The 23,087-nt window shown below is 38.0% G+C and carries 20 protein-coding genes and 1 tRNA gene; 5 read left to right on the top strand and 16 right to left on the bottom strand.

The features are described from left to right. Positions 1–305 precede the first annotated feature (305 nt). From Q7P97_RS03235 to Q7P97_RS15550, 4 genes are all read left to right on the top strand, one after another. Positions 306–1,046: a metal ABC transporter ATP-binding protein gene (locus Q7P97_RS03235; protein ID WP_303966516.1), complete on the top strand. Its 741-nt coding sequence runs from the start codon at positions 306–308 to the stop codon at positions 1,044–1,046. Beyond that, positions 1,046–1,915, top strand: coding sequence for a metal ABC transporter permease (locus tag Q7P97_RS03230; RefSeq protein WP_303966513.1), 870 nt, complete (start codon positions 1,046–1,048; stop codon positions 1,913–1,915). Before Q7P97_RS03235 ends, Q7P97_RS03230 begins: the two co-directional genes overlap by 1 nt. Before the next feature lie 61 nt (positions 1,916–1,976). After that, positions 1,977–2,954, top strand: coding sequence for a metal ABC transporter solute-binding protein, Zn/Mn family (locus Q7P97_RS03225; RefSeq protein WP_303966510.1), 978 nt, complete (start codon positions 1,977–1,979; stop codon positions 2,952–2,954). Between the two features lie 59 nt (positions 2,955–3,013). Continuing rightward, complete coding sequence (locus Q7P97_RS15550) at positions 3,014–3,157, top strand: ArsR family transcriptional regulator (RefSeq protein ID WP_369684311.1); 144 nt, start codon at positions 3,014–3,016, stop codon at positions 3,155–3,157. 781 nt (positions 3,158–3,938) lie between these two features. Here Q7P97_RS15550 and Q7P97_RS03220 read toward each other — a convergent pair. The 13 genes from Q7P97_RS03220 to Q7P97_RS03160 all read right to left on the bottom strand — a co-directional run bounded on the left by Q7P97_RS03220 (position 3,939) and on the right by Q7P97_RS03160 (position 19,575). Next, positions 3,939–4,721, bottom strand: a complete 783-nt coding sequence (locus Q7P97_RS03220) for a hypothetical protein (RefSeq protein ID WP_303966507.1) — start codon at positions 4,719–4,721, stop codon at positions 3,939–3,941. Positions 4,722–4,724: 3 nt separating this feature from the next. Beyond that, a complete protein-coding gene (locus Q7P97_RS03215) occupies positions 4,725–5,531 on the bottom strand; it encodes an SMODS domain-containing nucleotidyltransferase (protein ID WP_303966505.1) in 807 nt (268 codons plus the stop codon). A 277-nt stretch (positions 5,532–5,808) separates the two neighbouring features. Then, a complete protein-coding gene (locus Q7P97_RS03210) occupies positions 5,809–6,357 on the bottom strand; it encodes a recombinase family protein (RefSeq protein ID WP_303966502.1) in 549 nt (182 codons plus the stop codon). 612 nt (positions 6,358–6,969) lie between these two features. After that, complete coding sequence (locus Q7P97_RS03205) at positions 6,970–8,451, bottom strand: restriction endonuclease subunit S (RefSeq protein WP_303966498.1); 1,482 nt, start codon at positions 8,449–8,451, stop codon at positions 6,970–6,972. Beyond that, positions 8,448–9,881: a class I SAM-dependent DNA methyltransferase gene (locus Q7P97_RS03200; protein ID WP_303966495.1), complete on the bottom strand. Its 1,434-nt coding sequence runs from the start codon at positions 9,879–9,881 to the stop codon at positions 8,448–8,450. The genes Q7P97_RS03205 and Q7P97_RS03200 overlap by 4 nt, the downstream gene beginning before the upstream one ends. A gap of 106 nt (positions 9,882–9,987) precedes the next feature. Then, positions 9,988–13,209, bottom strand: a complete 3,222-nt coding sequence (hsdR, locus tag Q7P97_RS03195) for a type I restriction-modification system endonuclease (RefSeq protein ID WP_303966492.1) — start codon at positions 13,207–13,209, stop codon at positions 9,988–9,990. Between the two features lie 791 nt (positions 13,210–14,000). Continuing rightward, entirely contained in the window at positions 14,001–14,126 is a 126-nt protein-coding gene (locus Q7P97_RS03190; RefSeq protein ID WP_303966489.1) for a hypothetical protein, read from the bottom strand. Positions 14,127–14,245: 119 nt separating this feature from the next. Continuing rightward, positions 14,246–14,389: a recombinase family protein gene (locus tag Q7P97_RS03185; RefSeq protein WP_303966487.1), complete on the bottom strand. Its 144-nt coding sequence runs from the start codon at positions 14,387–14,389 to the stop codon at positions 14,246–14,248. A 311-nt stretch (positions 14,390–14,700) separates the two neighbouring features. After that, entirely contained in the window at positions 14,701–15,879 is a 1,179-nt protein-coding gene (locus tag Q7P97_RS03180) for an ATP-binding protein (protein WP_303966483.1), read from the bottom strand. Positions 15,880–16,095: 216 nt separating this feature from the next. Further along, the gene (locus Q7P97_RS03175; RefSeq protein WP_303966480.1) at positions 16,096–16,968 is read right to left on the bottom strand and encodes a hypothetical protein; all 873 of its coding nucleotides are present in this window, start codon (positions 16,966–16,968) and stop codon (positions 16,096–16,098) included. A gap of 996 nt (positions 16,969–17,964) precedes the next feature. Further along, the gene (locus Q7P97_RS03170; protein WP_303966478.1) at positions 17,965–18,354 is read right to left on the bottom strand and encodes a GIY-YIG nuclease family protein; all 390 of its coding nucleotides are present in this window, start codon (positions 18,352–18,354) and stop codon (positions 17,965–17,967) included. Positions 18,355–18,422: 68 nt separating this feature from the next. Further along, positions 18,423–19,379 carry a tyrosine-type recombinase/integrase gene (locus tag Q7P97_RS03165; protein ID WP_303966475.1) on the bottom strand — a complete coding sequence of 319 codons (957 nt, stop codon included), beginning with the start codon at positions 19,377–19,379 and terminating at the stop codon, positions 18,423–18,425. 124 nt (positions 19,380–19,503) lie between these two features. Continuing rightward, a tRNA-Arg gene (locus Q7P97_RS03160) sits at positions 19,504–19,575 on the bottom strand. A 230-nt stretch (positions 19,576–19,805) separates the two neighbouring features. On the opposite strand from Q7P97_RS03160, the gene clpP reads away from it, so the two are divergent. After that, the gene (clpP, locus tag Q7P97_RS03155; protein ID WP_085426964.1) at positions 19,806–20,402 is read left to right on the top strand and encodes an ATP-dependent Clp endopeptidase proteolytic subunit ClpP; all 597 of its coding nucleotides are present in this window, start codon (positions 19,806–19,808) and stop codon (positions 20,400–20,402) included. A gap of 444 nt (positions 20,403–20,846) precedes the next feature. Here clpP and Q7P97_RS03150 read toward each other — a convergent pair whose 3' ends face one another. From Q7P97_RS03150 to Q7P97_RS03140, 3 genes are read right to left on the bottom strand one after another with little or no spacing between them, the layout of a single operon-like run. Further along, positions 20,847–21,104, bottom strand: a complete 258-nt coding sequence (locus tag Q7P97_RS03150) for an HPr family phosphocarrier protein (protein ID WP_085426966.1) — start codon at positions 21,102–21,104, stop codon at positions 20,847–20,849. Between the two features lie 49 nt (positions 21,105–21,153). Then, on the bottom strand, positions 21,154–22,080 hold the full coding sequence (gene whiA, locus Q7P97_RS03145; protein ID WP_085426967.1) for a DNA-binding protein WhiA: 927 nt from the start codon (positions 22,078–22,080) through the stop codon (positions 21,154–21,156). 41 nt (positions 22,081–22,121) lie between these two features. Further along, complete coding sequence (locus Q7P97_RS03140) at positions 22,122–23,084, bottom strand: gluconeogenesis morphogenetic factor MgfK (protein ID WP_483315750.1); 963 nt, start codon at positions 23,082–23,084, stop codon at positions 22,122–22,124. Between the last annotated feature and the right edge of the window lie 3 nt (positions 23,085–23,087).

The following is a 23,087-nucleotide window of genomic DNA, read 5'->3' as shown; positions in this document are numbered from 1 at the left end:
TATGTCTAGTTTCACTCTTATTTATAAGCATAGACTACTTTAAATATGATTCGTTTTTTCACTAAAATCATTGATACGGCTTGGAGATTATTTTCAATTAACTCTTTACAGATTATTTTTAGTAAGTTATACTATTAAAGTTGCACGAGGGAAACAATATAGTCCTAATCATGCATTAGAGTTGCGTGAAGGAAACTATTGCTTTATATTAATAAATAAATTAACTACAATTCTACTCAAGTCATATATAATGGTGCTTTATTTTTTACGTAAAAGTTGCACGAGGGAAAGAAGGAGGAAACAGTATGATCGAACCGATAACAGTTAAGCATATTAGTGTTTCATATGACGGCAATGAAGTCGTAAAGGATGTATCTTTTTCATTTGGAGCTGGCAGTTTGATTGGTGTGCTTGGACCAAACGGCGCGGGTAAATCCACGTTGATGAAAGCGATGCTAGGCTTAATCCACAAAGATCACGGAGACGTGAAAATCGGTAGCCAGACTGTGAATTCCATGCGTAAACAAATCGCATACGTTCCACAGCGTTCCAATATCGACTGGAACTTCCCGATCGTCGTAAAAGACACTGTCTTACTGGGCACCTACCCAAGAACCGGTATACTTAGACGTCCTCGTAAAGCGGATAAAGAATTCGCTATGGAATGTTTGAAGCAAGTAGGCATGGAAAGCTTCGCAAACCGTCAGATTGGTGAACTTTCAGGCGGACAGCAACAGCGTGTGTTCCTTGCACGTGCTCTCGCTCAAAAAGCAGATTATTTCTTCCTCGATGAACCATTCGTCGGAATTGACGTATCCAGTGAAGAAATTATTATCGGGATCTTACGCGAATTGCAAGCAGCCGGTAAAGTGATTTTCGTTGTTCACCATGATTTATCAAAAGTAAAAAGTTATTTTGACGAGTTGATTCTTATCAATAAAGAGTTAATTGATGCAGGCCCTACTAGTAAAGTCTTCCAGTCGGGCAATATGACGAAAGCATACAATCGTGAATTTATGATCGACGGCTTGGAGGTTACTATGTAATGGAGTTTATTCAAGATTTAATGACCTATAGTTTCTTGCAAAAAGCGTTGATCACTTCCGTTATGGTCGGCGTCATCTGCGGCGTCATCGGTAGTTTTATCGTCCTTCGCGGGATGGCACTAATGGGGGATGCGATTTCCCACGCGGTTCTACCGGGGATCGCCATTTCCTATATGCTCGGTATCAACTATTTCTACGGTGCCGTGTTGACGGGTGTTCTGACCGCATTCGGTATAGGAGCCATTTCTCAAAATAGTCGCATTAAAAATGACTCGTCTATCGGAATTGTCTTCTCCGCATTTTTCGCTCTCGGGATTATCTTAATTACGCGGGCAAAAAGTGCGACTGATTTGACGCAGATTTTATTCGGTAACGTCTTGTCTGTCCGCACATCGGATATGTGGCTGACATTGATTATCGGAACTATCGTTATTCTAGTCGTTGTGTTGTTCTTTAAAGAACTACTCGTTTCGAGTTTCGACGAGACGATGGCTGCAGCATACGGTTTAAAAACGCAGCTTATCCACTATACAATTATGTTTTTACTGACATTGGTTACCGTCGCTTCCTTGCAAACAGTTGGCGTGATTTTGGTCGTTTCATTGTTGATTACGCCTGCTTCTACAGCGTATCTGTTAACGAATCGCCTATCGATCATGGTCGTACTCGCAGCATTCTTCGGTGCAGTATCTTCTATTATTGGTCTGTACTTCAGTTTCTTATACAATATGCCGTCAGGACCGGTCATCGCGTTGGCAGCAACAGGTATATTCATCCTGGCATTCCTATTCTCCCCTAAGCAAGGGATTATCGTCAGCAAGATCCGTTCACGAGCGAAACGCAAAGCGATTACAAATGCAACACATTAAAGGATCAACCGCCGCGGCGGAAATATAAATTTATTATCCATAAAGGAGTAGAAATGATTACATGAAGAACTTAGCAAAATGGCTCACGCTATCATTGCTCGCTGTATTTATGTTAGCAGCGTGCGGTAATGACGATGAGGGCAAAAAGACAGAAGGCACAGACGAAGGTGACAAAGTAGCCGAAACAGGTGACAAGCTTAAAGTCGTTACGTCATTTACTATCATTGCAGATATGGCACGCGAAATCGGTGGAAACTATGTGGAGGTTTATAACCTAGTACCTACTGGAACGGATCCACACGAATATGAGCCATTGCCAAATGATATTAAAGCTGCAACAGATGCAGACGTTTTATTCTATAACGGTCTAAACCTTGAAGGCGGAGAAAAAGGTTGGTTCTTCAAGATGATGGATTCCGTTGGACAGAAAGACGAAAACATCTACAGCTTGACTGAAAATGTAGAGCCTAAGTATCTTGGTGGCGACGGCGGACGTGAAGAAGAAATTAACCCACACGCGTTCATCGATCCTGCTGTTGGAGTGAAAATGGCAGAATCTATGCGTGATGCATTGATTGAAAAACACCCAACACATAGCGATAAAATCAAAGAGCAAGGCGACAAGTATGTGCTACGCCTACAAGAGCTTGACGACGAATTCGCAGAGCGCATTTCTACAGTGCCTGAAGAAAATCGCGTGCTTATAACAAGTGAACGCGCTTTCCAATATTTGAATGACCACTACGGTTTGAAAGAAGCATTCATTTGGGAAATCGATACAGAAGAGAACGGTTCTCCTAAGCAGATCAAAGAACTTGTTCAGTATATTAAAGATCACAAAGTGCCTGTGTTATTCGTAGAATCCAACGTGGATACTCGTCCGATGGAAACTGTTTCTCAAGAGACTGGCGTACCTATTGCTGAAAAGCCGATCTACTCTGACGAAATCGGTAACCCTGGTGACGAAGTCGATACGTATGTAAAATATTTAACATATAATATGGATTTGATTCACGACGAGTTAAGCAAAGAACGATAAACTCACGGTCAACCGACCTAATACAAAAAGGAAGTCACACTCCCCTGTGGCTTCCTTTTTTGTTTGCAAAAAAGTATCGAATATATATTTGTGATCTACTGCCTTTACTCGATACTTCACAGCCCGCAGTCAGTCAACATATGCGCAGACTAAAAATCGACGGAATCGTATGTGATGAACGACGCGGACGCTGGCTATACTGATCACTCAACACGAGCCATCCCCACTATTCTTTACTGCTCAATTTATAGAAATTATTACCCGTTCCTTCTATTGAACATAGAAAGGTAGGAATGGTTCTGACAGTGCCTACGCTGTTGATCACGTTGACTGGGTTATGGTGGTGGCTGACGGTTTCTTGAAGGTAGCGAGAGGGGAATTATAATCTAGTGCGACTTTGATACAAGATAGGTTGAAATCATGAAACTGGCAAAGGTTAGGGGCGGGAATTGGCGCTACGGAGGGGACGCTTTCCTAGAGGGCTCACCGCGGGCCCATGGGAAAGCGTCCCCCAACTGGAGCTTCCATCCCCATGCCAACACTACATAACTCTCATTTCCATTCACGTTTTAACCTTTCAATTTAAACTCAACACACAAACAAGTTTAAAAGAAGTTCTAACAGGGGAAAATGAATAGCATGATGTCGTTTCGGGTAGTCTGATTGACAGCACAAAAAAGCGTTTGAACAAATATCGCAGTTGCGAACTGTTCAAACGCTTTACTATGATGCCCTCGGCGGGAGTCGAACCCACATTTTGAGCTTCGGAGGCTCACGTGCTATCCATTGCACCACATTCCGCACCGAGGGTCTATAAAGCTTGTTATATCAATGGTTTATACTTGTTTGAGTACTTTTCTATGCGTGTTATACCTACAGATAACGATACTAAAAAAAGAGGTTGATTGCAAATAATAAAATAAGACCCATCTCATTAAAAGTTGGGTCTTGGCAATTCTTCATTCATCCTATTCTTCTGTCGTTTTAATCACTACCTATATTTAGATCACGTTTCATTTTTTCCCACTCTTGCGTAACTTGTGGATTAATTTTATGAAATATATTCGAATCCTGTTTAACCCCCGAATATGCCTTCGCTGATTCATACTTAACAAAACAATCAAGGAGTTTTGCAGATAATCTGTCATTTTCATTAATCGTCCCTTGGTTATGGAAAAAGAAAATGTCATGAAGACAATCTGAAATTGCTTTGTTCTTATAGTGTAAAACTTCAAGTCTTAAATAGGCAGGAATTAATGTGCTGGCAAACAAGGTTTGTGCAAGTATCGAAATTAATTCTATATCAGTTGTTCGTAACATAATTGCTATAACGAATACTATAACAAATATACCTACTTTTATCCTCTCCCTCTTTGCCATCTCATGAGTAACCCTCTCAGCAAACAAGGAATTTTCAAAGATATTTGCCCCCAACTTTAGTAAAGAAGGTTCTATATCATTGTTGTAATACATGTTGGTTCTCTCGTTATCTAAAGGAACATTAAATGAGTTCGTTAACAAATGAACCCTTCTTCTATCCTCAACTTGAGGGATTTTGAAAATGCTTAAATAATTATCAATTAAAAAGTAGCTTAACGTAGTTATAGTAAATAGAAATAACAAAATGGTCTTAGCAGTTAAATATTCACCTACGAAAAATACCGAAATTGATAAGACAGCGTTCACCCAAAATAGTGTAGAAGTTGTCGTATTAAGTTTATCTATTATCTTGTAGTGTCTATCTAGAGAATCAAAACGTTTATTCATACTTCACCTCACATATATTTCTGGAAAAATATTCTTTATTTTCTCTCTTGCTTGTATTTCGAGACCATTTTGTTCAAACCATTTAACTTCCCTAATAATATTTTTAGCCCTTACCAGACGTTCTTTATACCTTTGAGAATCATCATAATTTGGACTTAGACCTTCAATAGTGTCGTAAATATAATCCTTTAAGAACACCTGCCTATTGAAAGTATATTTTTGCACAATCCAATTTTCTAATTCAAACGAATAAAAATGTCCATCTAATTTGTTAGTATTCCAATATTTCATTAACCTTACTAAAGGTTTTATTTTTGAATTATTATATACATTTACTTGTGTTAATTTTTCATTGAATCCTAATGGGTCTGTTGGTATCCACCTTGAGAAAAAGTTTTCCTTTGAAGGTATTGAGATATTCCCCCAATCGTCTTGAATTGCGGGGACTAATTCAAACTTAATATGGTTCAATTCCAATACCATTGTTGGGCTATCTTTATATATTTCTGAACGACTGTAGTAGGTGTGCATAAAATCTTTTAAACGCTTTAATAAAGTTTCTGGAGTAAAGCCTCTCGGGTTCTTGAATACTACCATATAATCGACATCAGAATCCGAATCTACTCTACGGGGCAATATTGTTCCTCTTGTACTTGACCCAAATTGGAAATGAGTGTGTAATTCCCCTTGATTAAAGTAGTAATTTAGATTTTTAGATAAATTAGCAATAGAAGTTCTAATGTTGGCATTCTCCAAAGACGATAGAACCAGAGAACTCGATAATGTTGATAAATAGCTATTGACCGACAAAATTTTCCCCTCCTAAAATTCATTTATTACACTATTATACAATGTTATGTATTTTTTAGGGTTAAATACCATTAATTTCGTACTACGTTTTAGGTGATGATCTAATTTCCATTGCACTTAGAATAGATCCATCACAACAAAAACTGGATTTTCTATGACGTGTGGATAAAGCAACCTAGACTATCTCCCGCTCATATACATACTAAAATAGTGGAAATCAAGTCTTATATCATTGATGCAAAGAAAGAGATCCCATGGGAGTCCCTTAACTTACTTTTTAATGTTTCTTGATTAACTTATCCAATGTTGGTCTTGATATTTTTAACTCTTTAGCAAGCTGCGACTTGGTTACTTCACGATTCATATAACGTCGATAGTGATGATCAAAATCTGCGATGGATACTTCTTTTCGACCTTTGTACTTGCCTTCTGCTTTTGCAATCGCAATACCTTCTCGCTGTCTTTCAAGCATATTCTCACGTTCAAAATCATTAATAGCACTAATCATCTTTAACATTAGTCTGCCAGTTGCCGTTGATGTGTCGATATTTTCTTTAATAGATACCAATTGAACACCCTTTGTTTCTAATAGCTCGACTAGTTCTAAGAGGTCTTTTGTTGAGCGTGCTAACCTAGAGAAATCTGCGACATAGATCGTATCGCCTTCTCTTGCAAAGTCTATCATCTCTTGAAGTTTTGGTCTGTTTGTATTCTTAGCAGAGACTTTCTCTTGATACAACTTGTCTATTCTATACTGCCTCATCGCCTCAATTTGTCTTGCTTCATTCTGTTCAACTGTTGACACTCTGATATATGCTATGTTCATGTTATTCGATCCTTCCGTATTTATCTAATGGATCAAAGATAGCATATCGTAAATTTAGGTTCAAGATTTCATTTACATTTCGTAAATAAATTATCTACACAACTCTATATTTACATTCGTTCAATGTTTATCGGTTGTAAATCTAAGGCACGCTCTAAACTTACATGCGATTTTGTTAACAACATGAAAAAGCTGCTTATTCATTTATTACCACTCCAATAGAAGACGATTCTGATGTCGATAATCGTTATCGAAATACCCCCAGTTTATCTCTACTCGTATCAACCCTTTAACAGACTAAATCATACATATTACTTGAGTCGTATCGGAAATTTATCAAATACTTATTTGTGGATACATGTGGTTTCAACATCTCAAAAACAATAACTCATCAACTCCACAGAGAGCTATCATAAGACTTTAAATTCAACCTGTGAACTTAACTTCATTTATGCACCTAGAATCACGACTCTAAGGAATTCCAAACATCTGTGGATGTGACTCTATTGGATCCGCGCTGAGTGGGTTACTATCCGTTATGATTATTCCAGAATTCAGATAATAATAATAAAACGAAAAAGACACCCAAGTAATTTGGATGCCTTCTTAAAACTATTTTACTTGTTGTTGCACCATAGACTTTAATAGCTCCATTGCAGATTCTTCACTTGAATCATTTGTTCCAAGTTCACCACGAAATGCTATCGCTAATACAGACGCTCTTAATTCATCGTTTTTCAATCTTTCATCAATTAAATCTGTACTTTTATCTTCATTATTAAATATGGTATCGAGGATTTCTACAATTGCTCTTTGCTCTTCTAATGGTGGGAATGGAAAAATAAAGTTAGAAATCAAGGTTGCGCTTAAATTTTCCTGATTTCCTCCCTTAGCTATTTCTCTAAATCTCTGGTAACCCTCCATAAAATAATAAAACAGATATTTCGGTAGTATAAATTCGTTTGGAAGTAAAGCGCATACGGCTTGATTACATGTAGTTTCAGTTGCTAATATCGCTGCCCTACCTCTAGTCAAACCTTGTCCATACATAGCAACTAAAACGCTATCCTTAGGTAGTAATTTAGCCGAACTATTTGATATAGCTTCTACAGTAATATGTTCAGCTGTATCATAAATAGTATTCCATTTTATTTCTCCTGTCTTTACCCATGGGATATGACCGTCATAATATTTTGAAACAGCTCTCTTAGGTGTTCCCCCAGACGTTATTTTAAAAACGTCACCTAATCTTACCCACTTCCAATTCGATGGTAATATAGAATTTATCTCATCTTCCTCAATTGGCTTTATTATCTTTCGTTTTATACTTTGATCATCCTTAATTTTATTAAATATTGAATCAACGTTCTCAACATTTAGGTTTTCTTCCCGCCACTTCTTAGTCAATTCACCCCGAAAAGCCTTATCCAAAATAGCAGCTCGACGAAGTTCAAGCGTTTCTTTTGCTTCATCAATTAACCGCTTAGCTTCATCAATCTTACCTAAAAGACGCTCCACTTTCTCAGCAATCCGTTTTTGTTCAGGTACTGGGGGTATCGGGATTGGTAGAGCTTGAATTTTTTTAGCGCTAATATTAGCTATATTAGTTGTCTGACTTGCTATTTGTTGAATCTTCCCACTTAGGAATAAGTATCTGAAGTAGTAAAAAATAAAATTCACATTGAAATTTTTAGATCTAATACATAATAAAAAGCCTCCAAATGTTATATTTTCTTTAACTTCTTTAATAAAAGAAATCTTACCTACTAAATTATACGAATTGGCAATGGACATTAATATATCATTCTCTTGAACAAGTTTACGTTCATTTCCTTTCGTATATGCTTTATTAACATATATTAAATCATCCCATACGAACTCTTCCTGAATATTTGCTGTCCTTGCACAACCTATAAGACCATCCTCAAATTCATTTTTTTTAGCACTGGCGGGAAAAGTAATTCCCCTTTCCATTTCAATAAAATTTGAAACCCTTGTCCACACCCAGTTTTCTGGAATTTCATGTGGTTGCTCGTTTTTTAGTAATAGTACATCTTCTAACATTTCATCATCGATCTTTTGTTTCTGACTCACTGATTTACCACCTCTTCATCAACTGCTTTTAACTCATTCACCACTTCATGAAGCAACTCCATCGCCTGCTGCAGTTTCGCAATCGCTTCTTCTGCCGACTCAATCGGATCGGGCAAGTTATCATACGCTGATAATGAGTCATCTGCAATCAATCCTACATCCAGACTGTCGTTTTTCTTTGCAATGTCTTCACGCATAAATTTATTCCACCGCTCATCTTCAATTAAAGAACGATCATCCGCCACATAAGCTTTCATAAAGTCTTCAAAGTGAGCCATTGTTAACTGATTCCGCTTACCGAATGAAGCCATATTGGTACGAAGATCATATACCCATGTTTCTTTTGTATTCTCTTGCTCTGTTATTCCTCTGTCGAAGAACAAAACGTTTGTCTTAACGCCTTGCGCATAGAAGATTCCTGTCGGTAAGCGTAAGATCGTGTGCAAATTACATTTATCCATTAAGTCTCGACGAATCTGCGCACCAATCCCACCTTCGAACAGAACGTTATCAGGTAGAATAACTGCTGCACGTCCAGTACCGTCGGTTACAAGGGAATTATAGATCAGTTGCAAGAAGTTCAATTGTTTGTTTGACGTTTGAAACGTCAAATCATCACGCGTGGCACGCTCTCCACCTTTTTTTGTACCAAATGGAGGGTTGGTTAAGACTACGTTGAAGTTCTTCATCCACTTACCATTGGATGATAGCGTATCGCCTTGCTCAAGTCGTCCTTCCATATCATGAAGCAATGCGTTCATGATAGCTAAACGATGTGTATCTTTTACTAGCTCCATACCAGTAAATGCTTCTCTCTTTTGAAATTCAACTTCTGCTGGTGATAGATCAAAATAGTTGTCTGTTTGTTGTTTCAAATAATAATCGGCTGAAATCATAAAGCCGAATGTTCCTGCTGCGGGGTCATTGCAACGCTCGCCAATCTTTGGATCCATTAACTGAACCATTACGTCAATCAATACACGCGGTGTAAAGTACTGTCCTGCTCCAGATTTCTTCTCACTCGCATTTTTCTCGAGTAATCCTTCATAGAGATTTCCTAGCCCTTCTTCCTTTGCATTGTACCAATCAAGGCTATCTATTGATTTAATAATCTTTTCAAGGTTTTTCGGCTCATCGATACTTGTGGATGCACCGCTATAAATCATGCGCAAGCTTTCATTTTTAATTTCTTCATTGCCTAGATCAAGTAGTAATTGGCGATAGAAGTTCTTTAATTCGATTCCTTCTTTGCTGACTAAGTCGCTCCAGCGTTTACCTTCAGGGATAATTTCTTCTGTGTCTTGTTCTTGCATCATTTTCAAAAATAGTAAATAGGTTAACTCTGTCACGTATTCGTGATATGTAATACCGTCATCCCGTAAAACGTCGGCTAAACTCCATAATTTTGCTACGATCTCATTGTTATTCATGTCATTCCTCCTGATTTCTCTTTACACATAGTAGTATACCTTAACATGCTGTACTTCTCGAAAAAAGAGGAAATCTACACAGATAGATCTCCCCCTTTCTCTCTATTTAACTAATATACAAATTATCGTTTATCGCATAGACAATAGTATCTAAGTCGTCTCCAAAGTCACGTTTGAGCCGTTTATAACCGCCACTGCTCTTGAATGGTTCTTCAGAGAATGCTTCTTCTGGCGTAGGAGCGAGAATAGGCACTTGTAGTAACTGCTTCTCTATTCGCTCCAACCACTTCTCTTGTCGAGGTGTCCAGTCGTGAAGTGAATAGACTTTTTGCATCGCCTGTTTGACACGTGTTTCATGATCTACAAGCGCTTCACCTAAAGCAGCTTGGCGGATGAAGCTAATAATATCTGCAGCAATCTCTACGTTGTTGGATTGCTTCCACGCTGTTTGTAGATGTGATTGTTTGAAACCTTTTGTATCTAACAGTGTAACCAGTTCTCGTAAGTCTTTCTTAGTCAAATCACGAGGTCGGGTGCAAACTAATTGAAGTGCAGGGATCTCATTCATATTCGAACGAATGAACTGTACAAAACCATCTAAATAGTCTGCTGGCTTTTCGTTTCCTTCTCCATATCCTCGGGTTACATCGCCAATACTATCTTCATGATTCGAAATCACTTGAAAGTCTTTAGGTGTCTGATACGTTGCGACGAACTCAAACAGAATACTATTTGCTTCTGCTTGCTGTGGACGATATTGCTGAACGTCTTGTACCCAATCATCCAAAGTAGTTCCCTTAGACAATTCTTCAAAACGACGCTGCCCCTCACTATCAATCCTTTGCTTTTTACGTTGAATCTTAGCAACTAACTGATTTCGGAAGTGATCTGCTTCATCTTCCGTTGTTGCATTTGTAAATGATTCTTGTAGGTCTGTAATTGTGAAGTTCTGCTGTTTTACGACAGGTTTCATATCCGTGTATTGCTGGAGTTGATTGTAAATACCAACCGCATCATACACACGGAAATGAGTCTTGCCTATCTCAGGACATAGACGTGTTGCACGTCCTAGCATTTGATCGTATAGAATACGTGACTTGATACGACGCAAGAAGACCAAGTTCGTAATGGTTGGAACATCTATCCCTGTTGTAAGTAAGTCTACAGTCACCACAATATTAGGCAAACGTTCATTTTTAAAACGTTTAATCATTTCATTCGGGTTATAGATCGAACCCGTGATTTTAACGATTGCATCATCCGATACAGTATCTCCACGGTTTTCGAAAGCTTCTTTTAGTAAACGTACTACTAAGTCGGCATGTTGGTTGGTAGCTGCAAATATTAATGTCTTTTCACGACTATCAGGGTCTATATAGTCCGTTAGCTTGTCCAAGACCGCCCGATTAAACGATTCGGTAATTACTTGTCTATTGAAGTGTTCTACATTGAAAGTAAGCTCATCTTCTAGGCAATCCAAAAACACTTCACTCTTCTCAGGATCATACATTTCGACTTCTTCGCCTTTTTCAAACTTAATACCCTTTTTTGCTAATTCTGATTCAAACAAATAAGGAGGCTCATGATCGACCAAAAACCCATCGAGTACAGCTTCTGTATAGGAATATTTATAAATCGGAAGTCCGAAGATGTCAGTTGTATGTAGCGCTGGTGTAGCAGTTAATCCAAGTACTGCAGCATCATAGTAATCGATCACACGACGGTATTGACTCACATAGTCATTTTGATTTTCAAACAATAGTTCATCATCTGACATTTCACGATCACTTGTATACCCACGATGCGCTTCATCCACGATGATGAAATCATATTGACCTACAGAAGGTAACTTTTCTCCGTCGTTGTAAAATAGCCGTCTTACCATTCCTTGAACAGTCGCTATTTGTACTTTCGTCTCTATTTCAGGCGTCATATCTTCAAGTGTCTTCACATCGTAAATACTTGAAAAAGCTAATCCATCAAACTTTGTATCTTTCAATGAATCCAATGCTTGCTGACCTAGAGAATTGCGATCGACCAAAAACAGAATCCGTCTACATTTTTTAGCTTTAATAAGACGATACATAAGCGCTATAGCTGTACGCGTCTTACCTGTTCCCGTTGCCATCGCTAACAACATCTTACGTTGACCTTCAATTAATGCCTTCTCTGTGGCTAGTACGGCATCCTGCTGGTAGTAGCGTAATCCAAACTTCGTAATATCCTCTTCAGCAAGCTTTGCGTTCGCTTCCGTATCGTCTATGTCCAAGAGCAAACGTAGATCATCTGGTGAATGCCACCCTTCCAATGCGTGTGCATGTTTGTAAGGTGTACGGGAATCCCAGAACCAGATTCCCGATTGATCTTGTAGCTGTTTAAGATAGTCTCTTCCGTTCGTAGCGTATAGGAAAGGTACTTTGTATTCACCATGAGCAGGAAGTAATGTAACTCCTTCTTGTGGTTTTATTAAACGTGCATACGTCTTTGTTTGGCTCTCTAGCGCTGCAGGAATATCACGATGGCTAGCTTTAGCTTCAATCAATCCAACTAACTGCAATCCGATAAAGAGCGCATAGTCCGCATATTTAGTGCCAACTTTCCATTCTGCGATTGCCATGTTCTTATTCTTTTGCGGCATAGTTTTATTCTTTTTACGGTTTAGCTGTTCAGTATCTACTGTCCATCCGACTGAACGTAGTTTATCGTCTATAATGACACGTGTCTGGGCTTCAGATAGTCTATGTTTTTGGATATGAATATGAGACTTTTCTTTTCGCTTTCTTCGAACTTCTGATGAGATAGTGTCCTTTGAATTAGCATCTACTTGCTCTAAAAGTTGTCGCTCTTTTTCAGCAAATACTAGTTCAAGTTCCTCCATAGCTATACGAAGTTGCTCAGTAGGCTCATCTATTAATTCACTGACTTCGGTAAAGACTGGTGCAACAAATTCCCAATCTACATAAACTTCATAAAACCAAATAGAGAGCTTGAATGCTAGTTCTATCAATCCTTTAGCTTCTCTAGTATTCCCATAACTGGCTTCATGAGAAGCTAAATTACCTTTACGTCGTAGCACATCAAAAATATCAAGAATTTCAGGCTCTGCAAGTCCTTCTTTTCTAATCATATTGATTCGTTCGACTTGAGTTGCGCGATAAGCTTCTTGAATGTTATCAGAAGACAAGATTGATTTTGCAATAGACTCGCCTAATAGACGCAGTTTCATAATAGCAGCATGCGGATCTTTATATGCATACCGTTCCGCACTTTCGCCAAGTTCCCCTATCACTTTCCATTGATCTTCAAAAAATTCAAAGTTACTCTTCATTGAAATCACCGCTTTTCAATATAGTATATTACTTCCATTGTACTATACTGAAAATTGGAAACCCACCTAAATAATCGAATTGCCGACAATTCGCCATTTTTCATCCAGTATTGCTAAGTCTCATGTATATAATCCATATTACTAAGCTTTGACACCGCCACTGTAGAGTGTCAAACAGATGAGTCGTCTCTCTTATGGAGTCGGACGACCGTTCTAAGACTCACGTGTGCATACACCTACTATTGCTTGTTAGCACCTAAAGAAGGGCTTAAATGTGCTATCAAGCCCCCCTGCATAGTTATCTATTAAAGATTAGGCGCCCACCTAGCAATAGCATCATCGATAGATCCATAACACCATTGTTATATATTATCCTTTTGTGTATATATTTTTAAGCTTGTATTACACATATCTATTTTCTCGCTCAAATTCCAAGCTTTATTAAGCTCAACATAACTAATTAAGACAGAGTAAATCAACTCAATAAGTACTTATAGTCATTATCAAAGTAACATTTCTCGCTGATTGTATTAGTGTCATAAATAACATTTGTAATGTGTACAGTAAAGGTGTCTTAAGCTAAATACATCTGTCGCAAGAAGATCTTTATTTATACCTTCTAATAAGCTATAGATCAGTAATCGTAACTATTTGTGTACTATTCATTGGAAGCAATGAAGGTTCGATCGTAACCCTTCTCTCTCCACCAACCTATATAGATTCTCTGTACCTATCGATAAAGTTTTACGCATATATCTTATAGATTTACCTTCTTGATACTACTCGAAGGCTTACAAGGCTTTTTCGGCTTTCTTCCCACCAGCTGTAACTTCTAATTTGCGACCTTTAAATTTACCTTGTGACTTAGCAATCTCGATGCCTTCTATTTGCCTCTGCAGTGTCAAACCTCTTTCCAACTGAGCTAGACTACCAAAGAGATTAAGATGGAATTCATTCATAGGATTATCATTAGACGCATCTATCCACGATTCATTTAATTACCTAAGAGAAGCTTCTCGATCTTTTATACTTTCAACTATAGTAAGTAAATTTTTACAGAGCGGGATAGACGGGATATCTCATGCACATGAACTACATCATCTGGTCTTAACTCCAAAAGCATACGATGCAGCTCTGGACGCCCCGTAATCTTACCGCTCAATCTCTCCTCACAGGACATGTTGCAATCAGCTTCTTTAAGTGCTTAAAGTCGACGTGCTGTACTTTGTTGTTCTGTAGCTACTCTTATACATCTGAATTTCTCATATAGAACTAGCTTTCTAGCTTTATTACACCTTAGATTAATTTTAATACTGGAACAGCCAAGTGATAGCGAATTATATCCTTAAGAATCCTAATGCAAAATCTGATACTATACATATACTTATAATCGTCATCTTTAGAGTACAGTTTGATAAAACTATCTCAATGAAAAAAGAGCAGTTTTATCTGCTCTCAAACTCATGCCTATTGAGTTATGATATTCTCTCTTTAGATTACCTCCACTATTAAGTCCCCTTTTATAGGGGTAGGTAAATTTTTGGCATAGATAGTGTATGACCATGTAAAACTCTTATTGAAGCTTTTTTGTCCAAAGAAAACTCGTAAATGCTCATTAAAAACCTCAGTATCTTGATGATGTTTTAAAGCACCAATGTTTTCATGAATTATATAGTAACCATCTTCTTCAATCACATTCGGGTAATAATTATTTGATAAACTCGTAATATTAGAAACGTTTAATGATTCATAAAACGATTTAGGTTCACTGTGTACTCTATCCATAACATCAACTAGCTCTATAGGAATTTTAAATTCTATTGAGACGTCCTCCAAATACTTAGTGCCATCATTTCTCATTATGAAATTAATCTTCTCAGACATTTCTTCACCGATATAATACCAATCATCGTCCCTATATGTTTCTTGAACGTCTTTCAAGTTTTTTTCTAATTCTTCAGTTGTTCTCTCCTCATAAGGAACATTTTGAAAAGGGCTTCTAAAGGCTGTAATATTTAAACCTAATCGTTCATAGTGATTGTTAGGAATTAATTTAGATTCTTTTTTTCGTTTTTTCAAAATCGATTCAATTTTTTCCTTCGCTTCACTAGAGGGCAACTTATATTCCCTTACAGCTTTCATAGTCAGCTTTTGGTCAAAGTTTTTATTAAAACCAATAGAAATTTTATCGTCAAAATAAGTATGGGATTTGAACTGTAAAATCTCTTCTAGGTCTCTTCTAGTCATACGTTCTTGCTGACTACCCCTTCTAATTAAACACTCCCCTTTTTTTAAGGCTCTATAATCTTTCTTCATCATATATGGTGGATTATCGCATTTATCGATTTCAATAATACCTAATATGTTTCCATCAAGTTCAATTGAATAATATGAAAAATTTATATGTGGTTCGATATTTTCCCTCACAATTTGTTGATAGGTAGCTTGGTCGACAATTTCATCTTTAGGTATTGAATGAAACTCTTTTGATCCATCTGTTTTTTCTTTTACGCCTACAATAATATAACGCTTTCCTTCAATCGGAGCATTTGCCATAGCCATAATATCCTTAAGAAGATCTTGATACTTTTCTTTGTTATACTGCTCTCTCTTAAAATCCAGTTTAGTTCCTTCACGCTCATATCTAATTAAGAATTCAATATTACTCAACGCTATCTCCCCCACAAGTTCACTTTAATACATCATACAACATCCATTAGGATAGGTAAGAATAAAAGCGATAAGCGATTGTAGAGAATCTATTAATAAAATCAAAGTTTTATTAGTATGTATAACGGTGTTGTTAACTTCCGATCTGTGTTCAATCATTCATATCCATATGCAAAAGAGGGTCTCAATATTGAGACCCTCCGTGAATGATATCAATTAATATATTTCTGATAAACCATATTGTTTCCTTGATTTATTTTTTATCGATTTACGTTCTGATTCTGATATTACTCTTTCGCCAATCTTCACTAATGTCATACTCATTAGCCAATCATTGACTTCCATTGCATTCATAATAACATCTCTATCGCACCATCTTGTATATACATTGTGTTCTCGTATTTCACCAGTTCTAACTACTGTCTGTCGCATAGTTATTTTGAATAATAGTTGGCAATCAAATAAAACTTTAATATAGGTGTATGCTGTTTTTTCATTTATATCTGCATATTTCGTTAAAGCTTCAATTGGTTCTGTCGAATACTTATTACCCTTATCACCAATCAATGCTCTTGATAGTGCCATCAAGTAGAAAGATATCAAATTAGCCCTATTAAGTTTCGTTTCATAAATAAATAGTTGTATTGCATCCTCAACATAGACTGTTGTATAAGTGAATCCAGTCTCAATCAACTCTTTGTCTACTTCGTCATCAGCAAATCTATTAACAAACATTTTGCTGTAGACCTCCTCGTCATTAAACTTGACAAAGAACTTCGTACTTCCTTTTATTTCAATCGATTTAATTTCTTTTGATAGTGCAAGGTCTGAATAGATGCTAATAAAGCCTAGTTCCAATAGTTCTATAAGTCCCTGTTTTACCATGTTTTGATTTTCGGTACGTTGTTTGTAACCCGCCATACCCAGTAACCCGCTGATGCTTGTTTGTTGAAATAATCGAGTTTGATTTATATTACGACTCATTGCAAATGACGTATAAATCATCTTGCTCATGTTTGAGATTCCATTATTTCGAACGATTACATTTGGAATCATGATGTACGGCTTACCTGTATCCTTTGTTGTCAATTCTTTTTCTACTTTCTAATGACTAAGTTTCGCTATTGATAATAGCAGTCATTTAAAAATCCCTCCCTTTTAATTTTAATATCAGTTAGTTCAAATTATGATGTGTCCTCCTTGCGAGGCGCATCTATGTCTCTATATAATTTGTTTTTCTTTATACTGTTTTTCTTTATACTGTTTTTCTTTATAACACTACCACTCTAAGTATGTTTTCATACCCCGATTTCTGTAATTTTAAATTACGTGTATATTTTTATACTCATAATTCCAGACTTTTATAAATCAATGTATATTTTTATACTTAGGTTTCGAGGAACGAAAATCACTTCGACATTATTGGCATACTCCAAGATCAACTCTCTTTCTATAATTGGTCACATTATTGTATTGTTTTAAATGACTTGTAATAGAAAATCCTTAAACAACACAAAAAAGGAAAGAATCTAAATACAATCCACCTCCCAGAAAGCACACTTCTCCCTACCCATAGCTGACAAAGATAATTGCCAATTCTAAAGTAAACCATGGATATTCAGTAAGTGTGCCTCCTAATGAGGCGGGTGCATTAGATTCTCTCCCTACATAGTTTATTTTATATAATGATATTTTTTTATTTTCACTTCTAACATTGTAATACTAGTAATTCATTATTGCAATAGATATCAGTCAATATGTTTCATACAATGTTTTTCATATCTCTGTAGATGTGAATCAAAGAAAATGTACACGCTCGGAATTCACTTTTCAAATGCTGAGTGTGGGGGTGTTTTTATTGGAAGAAAGCATCATGTATGCGTCTCGTATCGGAACTTTATACCACGACTACAACGCGGTGTAGCGACTTGGATAATCATCTCTAATGCTAGGTGGTTTTTGACTATCTTAAATACACTATCGTTCTATAAACACCGACAGTGACTTTGAAATACAACTAGCTTACCGTTAACTTTTATATAACAGTGAGGATTTCCTAGAAAATATTCATACACATATTGACTTTTAAACTTCATACTCTTTGCATCTATATTTAGCCGTACCTTCAGACCACTTTAGTTGATTGTATTTAGGATTGCATAATTCAATAAGGTACTGTTCAATGTCATCAATCTCATATTTGCTATAGAAAGGTAACAAGTAAATTTCAGCTCTATACATTTCTTCGTAGAAACGCTTTGTATTTTCACATTTTCCTACCATATGATCAATAACTCTAGCTAGAATTTTACTACTTCTTCCTATATATAAAAGAATGCCTTTCTTATCGTAAAGCCTATAAATACCGTTCGCATGTACGGGAATCGCACTGCGCTTTCTAATCTCTCTAATCCCTATTTCAATGTCAGTTCTATCAATCAGAAAAAGTTGACCATCTGTGTCTATTTTTATCATTTGAAATAATCCTCCTCACAATTTTACAATCCAAAGTTATTACTTGTACTTCAATTAATGAGAAGAACTTATTCAAATCCTTTCTCAATTGCCTGCTCAAGATCTTTTCCGTAAATTTGAACGTATCGTTGCAGCATCTCAAGATCACTATGTCCCGTAAGTCTTTGCAATACAAACAAGTTTACACCTGCTTCAACTTTCAACCTACAAAACGTCCTTCTGAAAGCGTGTGGACTCACTGTAACCTCATTCTCAAGCTTTGATACTGCTCCATAATGTTTCAACCGTTCTTGAACGGTACGGGGGTTTATCGGGGCATTGCCAACGCTTACAAACAAAGTATCAGTCTCTAGCACACCACGTTCTTCAACATACGCTTTCATAACTGCCTTTAAGCGCTTAGTCATAGGGACACGTCTTGCATAACGGTTCTTTGCTTGTTGAATGATGACTTCTCCTTTGCCATCAAATGCAATATCTTGAACGTTGAGTGAACAAAGCTCTTTAAGACGTAGTCCAACATGGGCAAAGGTCAACATAATTGTAAGGTCACGCAGACCAACAAATTGAGTGATGTCTGGCGTGCTTAACAACTTTTCTAATTGTCTCTTTGTAAAGGTAGCTCCAACTGTGTGACGTACTTTAAGCTGCGCTACTTCATCAAAAGGATTTTTATCGATATAGCTTTTCTTCATACAAAAATTCATAAAAGTTCTGCCTGCCCTCATCCTTGCATTGATTGAAGAGACCGCCCTATTACGTTCCATCATGTATTCGATCCAATTCTCAATATCATCTGCTTTGATAGTACGCACATCATCCATTAAGACCTCCATATCAGCAAATGCCCTAGTTAATCCTTTAAGTTCTTTATTGTAAAATTTGACCGTGTCTGGTGAAAGCCCTTTAATTTTACAGTGCTTAAAAAATTCTTCTGAAGCCTTCTGGAAATCTTGAGATGTTTTTTCTTCTCGTTGAACAAGTTTTTCCAACACATTTGTGCTAACTGATTTTCTTCTTGACATAATTTAATGCCCTCCATTGCGTGTTATTCGTTGCGTGGTACTAACGAATGAAAAGCACCCAAACAAAAAAGTCCCTATGCTCGTAGAAAAACTCTACAAACATAGGAACTCATTGATTTCTTGATGCCCTCGGCGGGAGTCGAACCCACATTTCAAGCTTCGGAGGCTTGCGTGCTATCCATTGCACCACGAGGACGAAACATGTATGATCAAGCTTTAGCTATGATAACTTCACTACAGAAAGAACTTTTCTTCTGTAAGAGACATCTTCCATTGTATCGCAGAATATAATGAAAAGCAATGTGTATTTTTAAGGCAAATGATTTGACCTTTGTTGACCTTAATAGGTAAAATACAGTTATAGTTGAAATACAAACTGATTTCAACCGAACGAATATTATGAAGTAATTAAAGGAGGAAGTCTAATTGAATCTAATTCCTACAGTTATTGAACAAACAAACCGCGGTGAGAGAGCGTACGACATTTACTCTCGTCTATTGAAAGACCGTATTATCATGTTGGGTAGCGGCATTGACGACAACGTAGCCAACTCTATCGTTGCACAATTGCTCTTCCTAGAAGCTGAAGATCCAGAAAAAGACATCTCGATCTACATCAACAGCCCAGGCGGAAGCATCACAGCAGGTATGGCGATCTACGATACAATGCAATACATCAAACCAGACATCCGCACAATCTGTGTAGGTATGGCAGCATCCATGGGTGCATTCTTGCTAACAGCCGGTACAGAAGGCAAACGCTACGCATTGCCAAACGCAGAAGTCATGATTCACCAACCACTAGGTGGCGCACAAGGTCAGGCAACTGAAATCGAAATTGCCGCAAAACGCATCCTACACCTACGCGAAAAACTAAACCAAATCCTAGCAGACCGCACAGGCCAGCCAATCGACGTCATCGCAAAAGACACAGACCGCGATAACTTCATGACTGCCGAACGCGCAAAAGAATACGGCCTAATCGACCACGTTCTAGAACGCAACGAAATCGAAAAGAAATAACAACTACAGGTTGTCGCAGAAAGCCAAAAGGCCTTCCGCGACAACCTTTTTATTTTGTGCTTTTTTATGAGTTTGAGTTTGGTTTGGGTTTGGGTTTGTGTTTGGGTTTGGGTTTGGGTTTGATTTTGGTATTGGCTTTGGTTTAATCTTCACAACACAAATGTATCAGCATTCTAACTCCAAAAATAGACACCAGTTGGTCTGCGTGGAAGGCGGCGACTCCCGATGGATCAGCCCGATCAGGTGAGACAACTAAAGGAACGCAGTGACTAGTTGGCTCACCGCGGGCCCATGGGAAAGCGTCCGCCTGGAACGCAGACCAACTGCGCCTCCCACTCTCCCTAATCTCTTATCTCTTATCTCTTATCTCTTATCTCCTCACTATTCAATTGCACAAAAAAAAGATGACGAAACCTCAAAAGGTCATCGCCACCCATATCCAACTCACTGCTCCACTTCGACTAAATCAGCCAAATTCTGAAGGGCCAAATCCTCATCAATCCCGTCCGTAATCAACGTGATCTCCGTCCCCTTCGCAATCGCCAAACTCATAATCCCCATAATGCTCTTCGCATTCACCTGACGACTATCTTTCTTCAAATAAATATCAGCCGTATACTTATTGGCCTCCTGTACAAACAACGCTGCCTGTCGCGCTTGCAAACCAGGCTTAATTCCTACTATCACTGTTTTTTCTACCATATTGTGTGCTCCTTTTCTTCCTCTTCTCATGAAGGATCTACTAGTAATTTCAACGTAACCGATCTGCAATTTCTTCAATTTTACGCAATCTATGATTGACTCCCGATTTACTGACCGTTGCACCCGTCACCAGCTCGCCTAGCTCTTTCAATGTCACATCTTGATGCGCAACACGTAATTGAGCAATCTCTTGCAGACGTTCCGGTAATTGATCCAAACCAATCGTGCGCTCAATCAACTTAATATTTTCAACTTGTCTTTGTGCCGCTCCGATTGTTTTATTCAGATTGGCCGTTTCACAATTCACCAATCGATTCACACTGTTTCGCATATCGCGCATGATCCGTACATCCTCAAACTTCATAAGGGATACATGGGCGCCGATGATGCCTAGGAAATCGGATATCTTTTCTGCTTCTTTCAAATAGGCGATAAATCCTTTTTTACGCTCGATAGACTTTGCATTCAATTGAAAACGATTCATCAACTCGACAAGCGATTGACTATGTTCCTGATAGCTCGAGAAGACTTCCAAGTGATAAGAAGACGTCTCTGGGTTATTAACGGAACCTCCTGCCAGGAAAGCTCCCCGTAAGTATGCGCGTGCACAGCAGTCTTTTTCAATTAGCTGTGGATCGATCGTATTGATCATTTGGAAATCATCCGTCATAATCGATAATTCTACCAATAAATGCTTGGCCCCGTCACGGATTCTGCAAATATATACATTATTTTTCTTAAGACGCATTTTTTTTCGTACAAGCAATTCCACTTTATACGGATATAGCGCCTTCACGTTCGAATACAGACGACGCGCAATAGAGGCATTTTCTGTTTGAACGTCGAGACTCAGTTGTTTATTTGAAAAAGACATGACACCATTCATACGGATGAATGCTGCAATTTCAGCTTTCGTACAGCAATCATCCGCTTCAATCTGCGTCAATTCTTTTTTCGTTTTGGATGCAAAAGACATGATATTCCCCCTCTTCGGCGATTTTCATATCTATCCGCCTTCTACGTTCTCTCTATATAGCGCATCAACATGTCTGCTACTTCTGTCGTTTTATGCATTATCGTTCCATCTACAATTGTCGCGATTTCCTGCACAAATACTTCGGGTACCAGCGCTTGCAGTTTTTCCAAATCGTTCTCCACAAGCCAAGGCTCTTCTTTTTCATCGCGGTTGTACGTGCGTCTGAACGCTTCTGCATTATTCACCAGTACAGCATCGAGGAAAGGTGCTCCAGCATGGTCATAGAGTGCCTGCACGTGCTCAGAAGCGGTGTAGCGATACGTTTCACCACGTTGCGTAGTTAAATTGCCGACATATACTTTTTTAGCGGTGCTTTCGATAATCGCATCGCGAATATCTTGCACTAAAAGAGTTGGCAAAGTACTAGTATACAAGCTTCCCGGTCCAAAAACGATTAAATCTGCATTTTTTAGCGTATCAGCTGTTTCTGGCAATGGTTTTACGTCTTGTGGCGTGATGAAGACATTACGAATTTTTCTTCCATAGAGAGGAATTTTCGATTCACCTGTAATAATTGAACCATCTTCAAGCTCTGCATGCAAGGTAATTCGCTGATTTGCTGCAGGTAATACTTTCCCCTTTATATTCAGCACAACGCCCATCTGTTCGACTGCACGGGCAAAATCTCCAGTGATGGTCGTGAGAGCAGTAAGCATTAAATTCCCAAGAGAATGCCCCTTTAAACCATCTGATCCTTCGAAACGGTGTTGAAACATTTTCTCAATCATCGGCTCAACATCTGAAAGCGCTGCCATAACCTGTCTTACATCTCCGGGCGGTGGGACATTGTACTGGTCGAATAAACGACCCGAACTTCCCCCATCATCCGCCACCGTGACAATAGCTGTCAACTGAATCTGATGTCGTTTTAACCCGCGAAGAATCGTAGATAACCCCGTACCGCCGCCGAACACAACGACTTTTTTCATAGCAGTGGATTGCATATT

This window comes from Sporosarcina ureae (assembly GCF_029267015.1).
Taxonomy (GTDB): Bacteria; Bacillota; Bacilli; order Bacillales_A; family Planococcaceae; genus Sporosarcina; species Sporosarcina ureae_D.
The sequence above is the reverse complement of the archived record's forward strand: the minus strand, read 5'-3'. Positions and strand labels throughout refer to the sequence as shown.

What these genes read in the sequence shown, in the direction of transcription:
- Q7P97_RS03235 (WP_303966516.1), top strand. Translation starts at nt 306, where the DNA reads ATGATCGAACCGATAACAGTTAAGCATATTAGTGTTTCATATGACGGC.
- Q7P97_RS03230 (WP_303966513.1), top strand. Translation starts at nt 1,046, where the DNA reads ATGGAGTTTATTCAAGATTTAATGACCTATAGTTTCTTGCAAAAAGCG.
- Q7P97_RS03225 (WP_303966510.1), top strand. Translation starts at nt 1,977, where the DNA reads ATGAAGAACTTAGCAAAATGGCTCACGCTATCATTGCTCGCTGTATTT.
- Q7P97_RS03220 (WP_303966507.1), bottom strand. Translation starts at nt 4,721, where the DNA reads ATGAATAAACGTTTTGATTCTCTAGATAGACACTACAAGATAATAGAT.
- Q7P97_RS03210 (WP_303966502.1), bottom strand. Translation starts at nt 6,357, where the DNA reads ATGAACATAGCATATATCAGAGTGTCAACAGTTGAACAGAATGAAGCA.
- Q7P97_RS03200 (WP_303966495.1), bottom strand. Translation starts at nt 9,881, where the DNA reads ATGAATAACAATGAGATCGTAGCAAAATTATGGAGTTTAGCCGACGTT.
- hsdR (WP_303966492.1), bottom strand. Translation starts at nt 13,209, where the DNA reads ATGAAGAGTAACTTTGAATTTTTTGAAGATCAATGGAAAGTGATAGGG.
- Q7P97_RS03185 (WP_303966487.1), bottom strand. Translation starts at nt 14,389, where the DNA reads ATGTCCTGTGAGGAGAGATTGAGCGGTAAGATTACGGGGCGTCCAGAG.
- Q7P97_RS03170 (WP_303966478.1), bottom strand. Translation starts at nt 18,354, where the DNA reads ATGATAAAAATAGACACAGATGGTCAACTTTTTCTGATTGATAGAACT.
- Q7P97_RS03165 (WP_303966475.1), bottom strand. Translation starts at nt 19,379, where the DNA reads ATGTCAAGAAGAAAATCAGTTAGCACAAATGTGTTGGAAAAACTTGTT.
- Q7P97_RS03150 (WP_085426966.1), bottom strand. Translation starts at nt 21,104, where the DNA reads ATGGTAGAAAAAACAGTGATAGTAGGAATTAAGCCTGGTTTGCAAGCG.
- whiA (WP_085426967.1), bottom strand. Translation starts at nt 22,080, where the DNA reads ATGTCTTTTGCATCCAAAACGAAAAAAGAATTGACGCAGATTGAAGCG.
- Q7P97_RS03140 (WP_483315750.1), bottom strand. Translation starts at nt 23,084, where the DNA reads ATGCAATCCACTGCTATGAAAAAAGTCGTTGTGTTCGGCGGCGGTACG.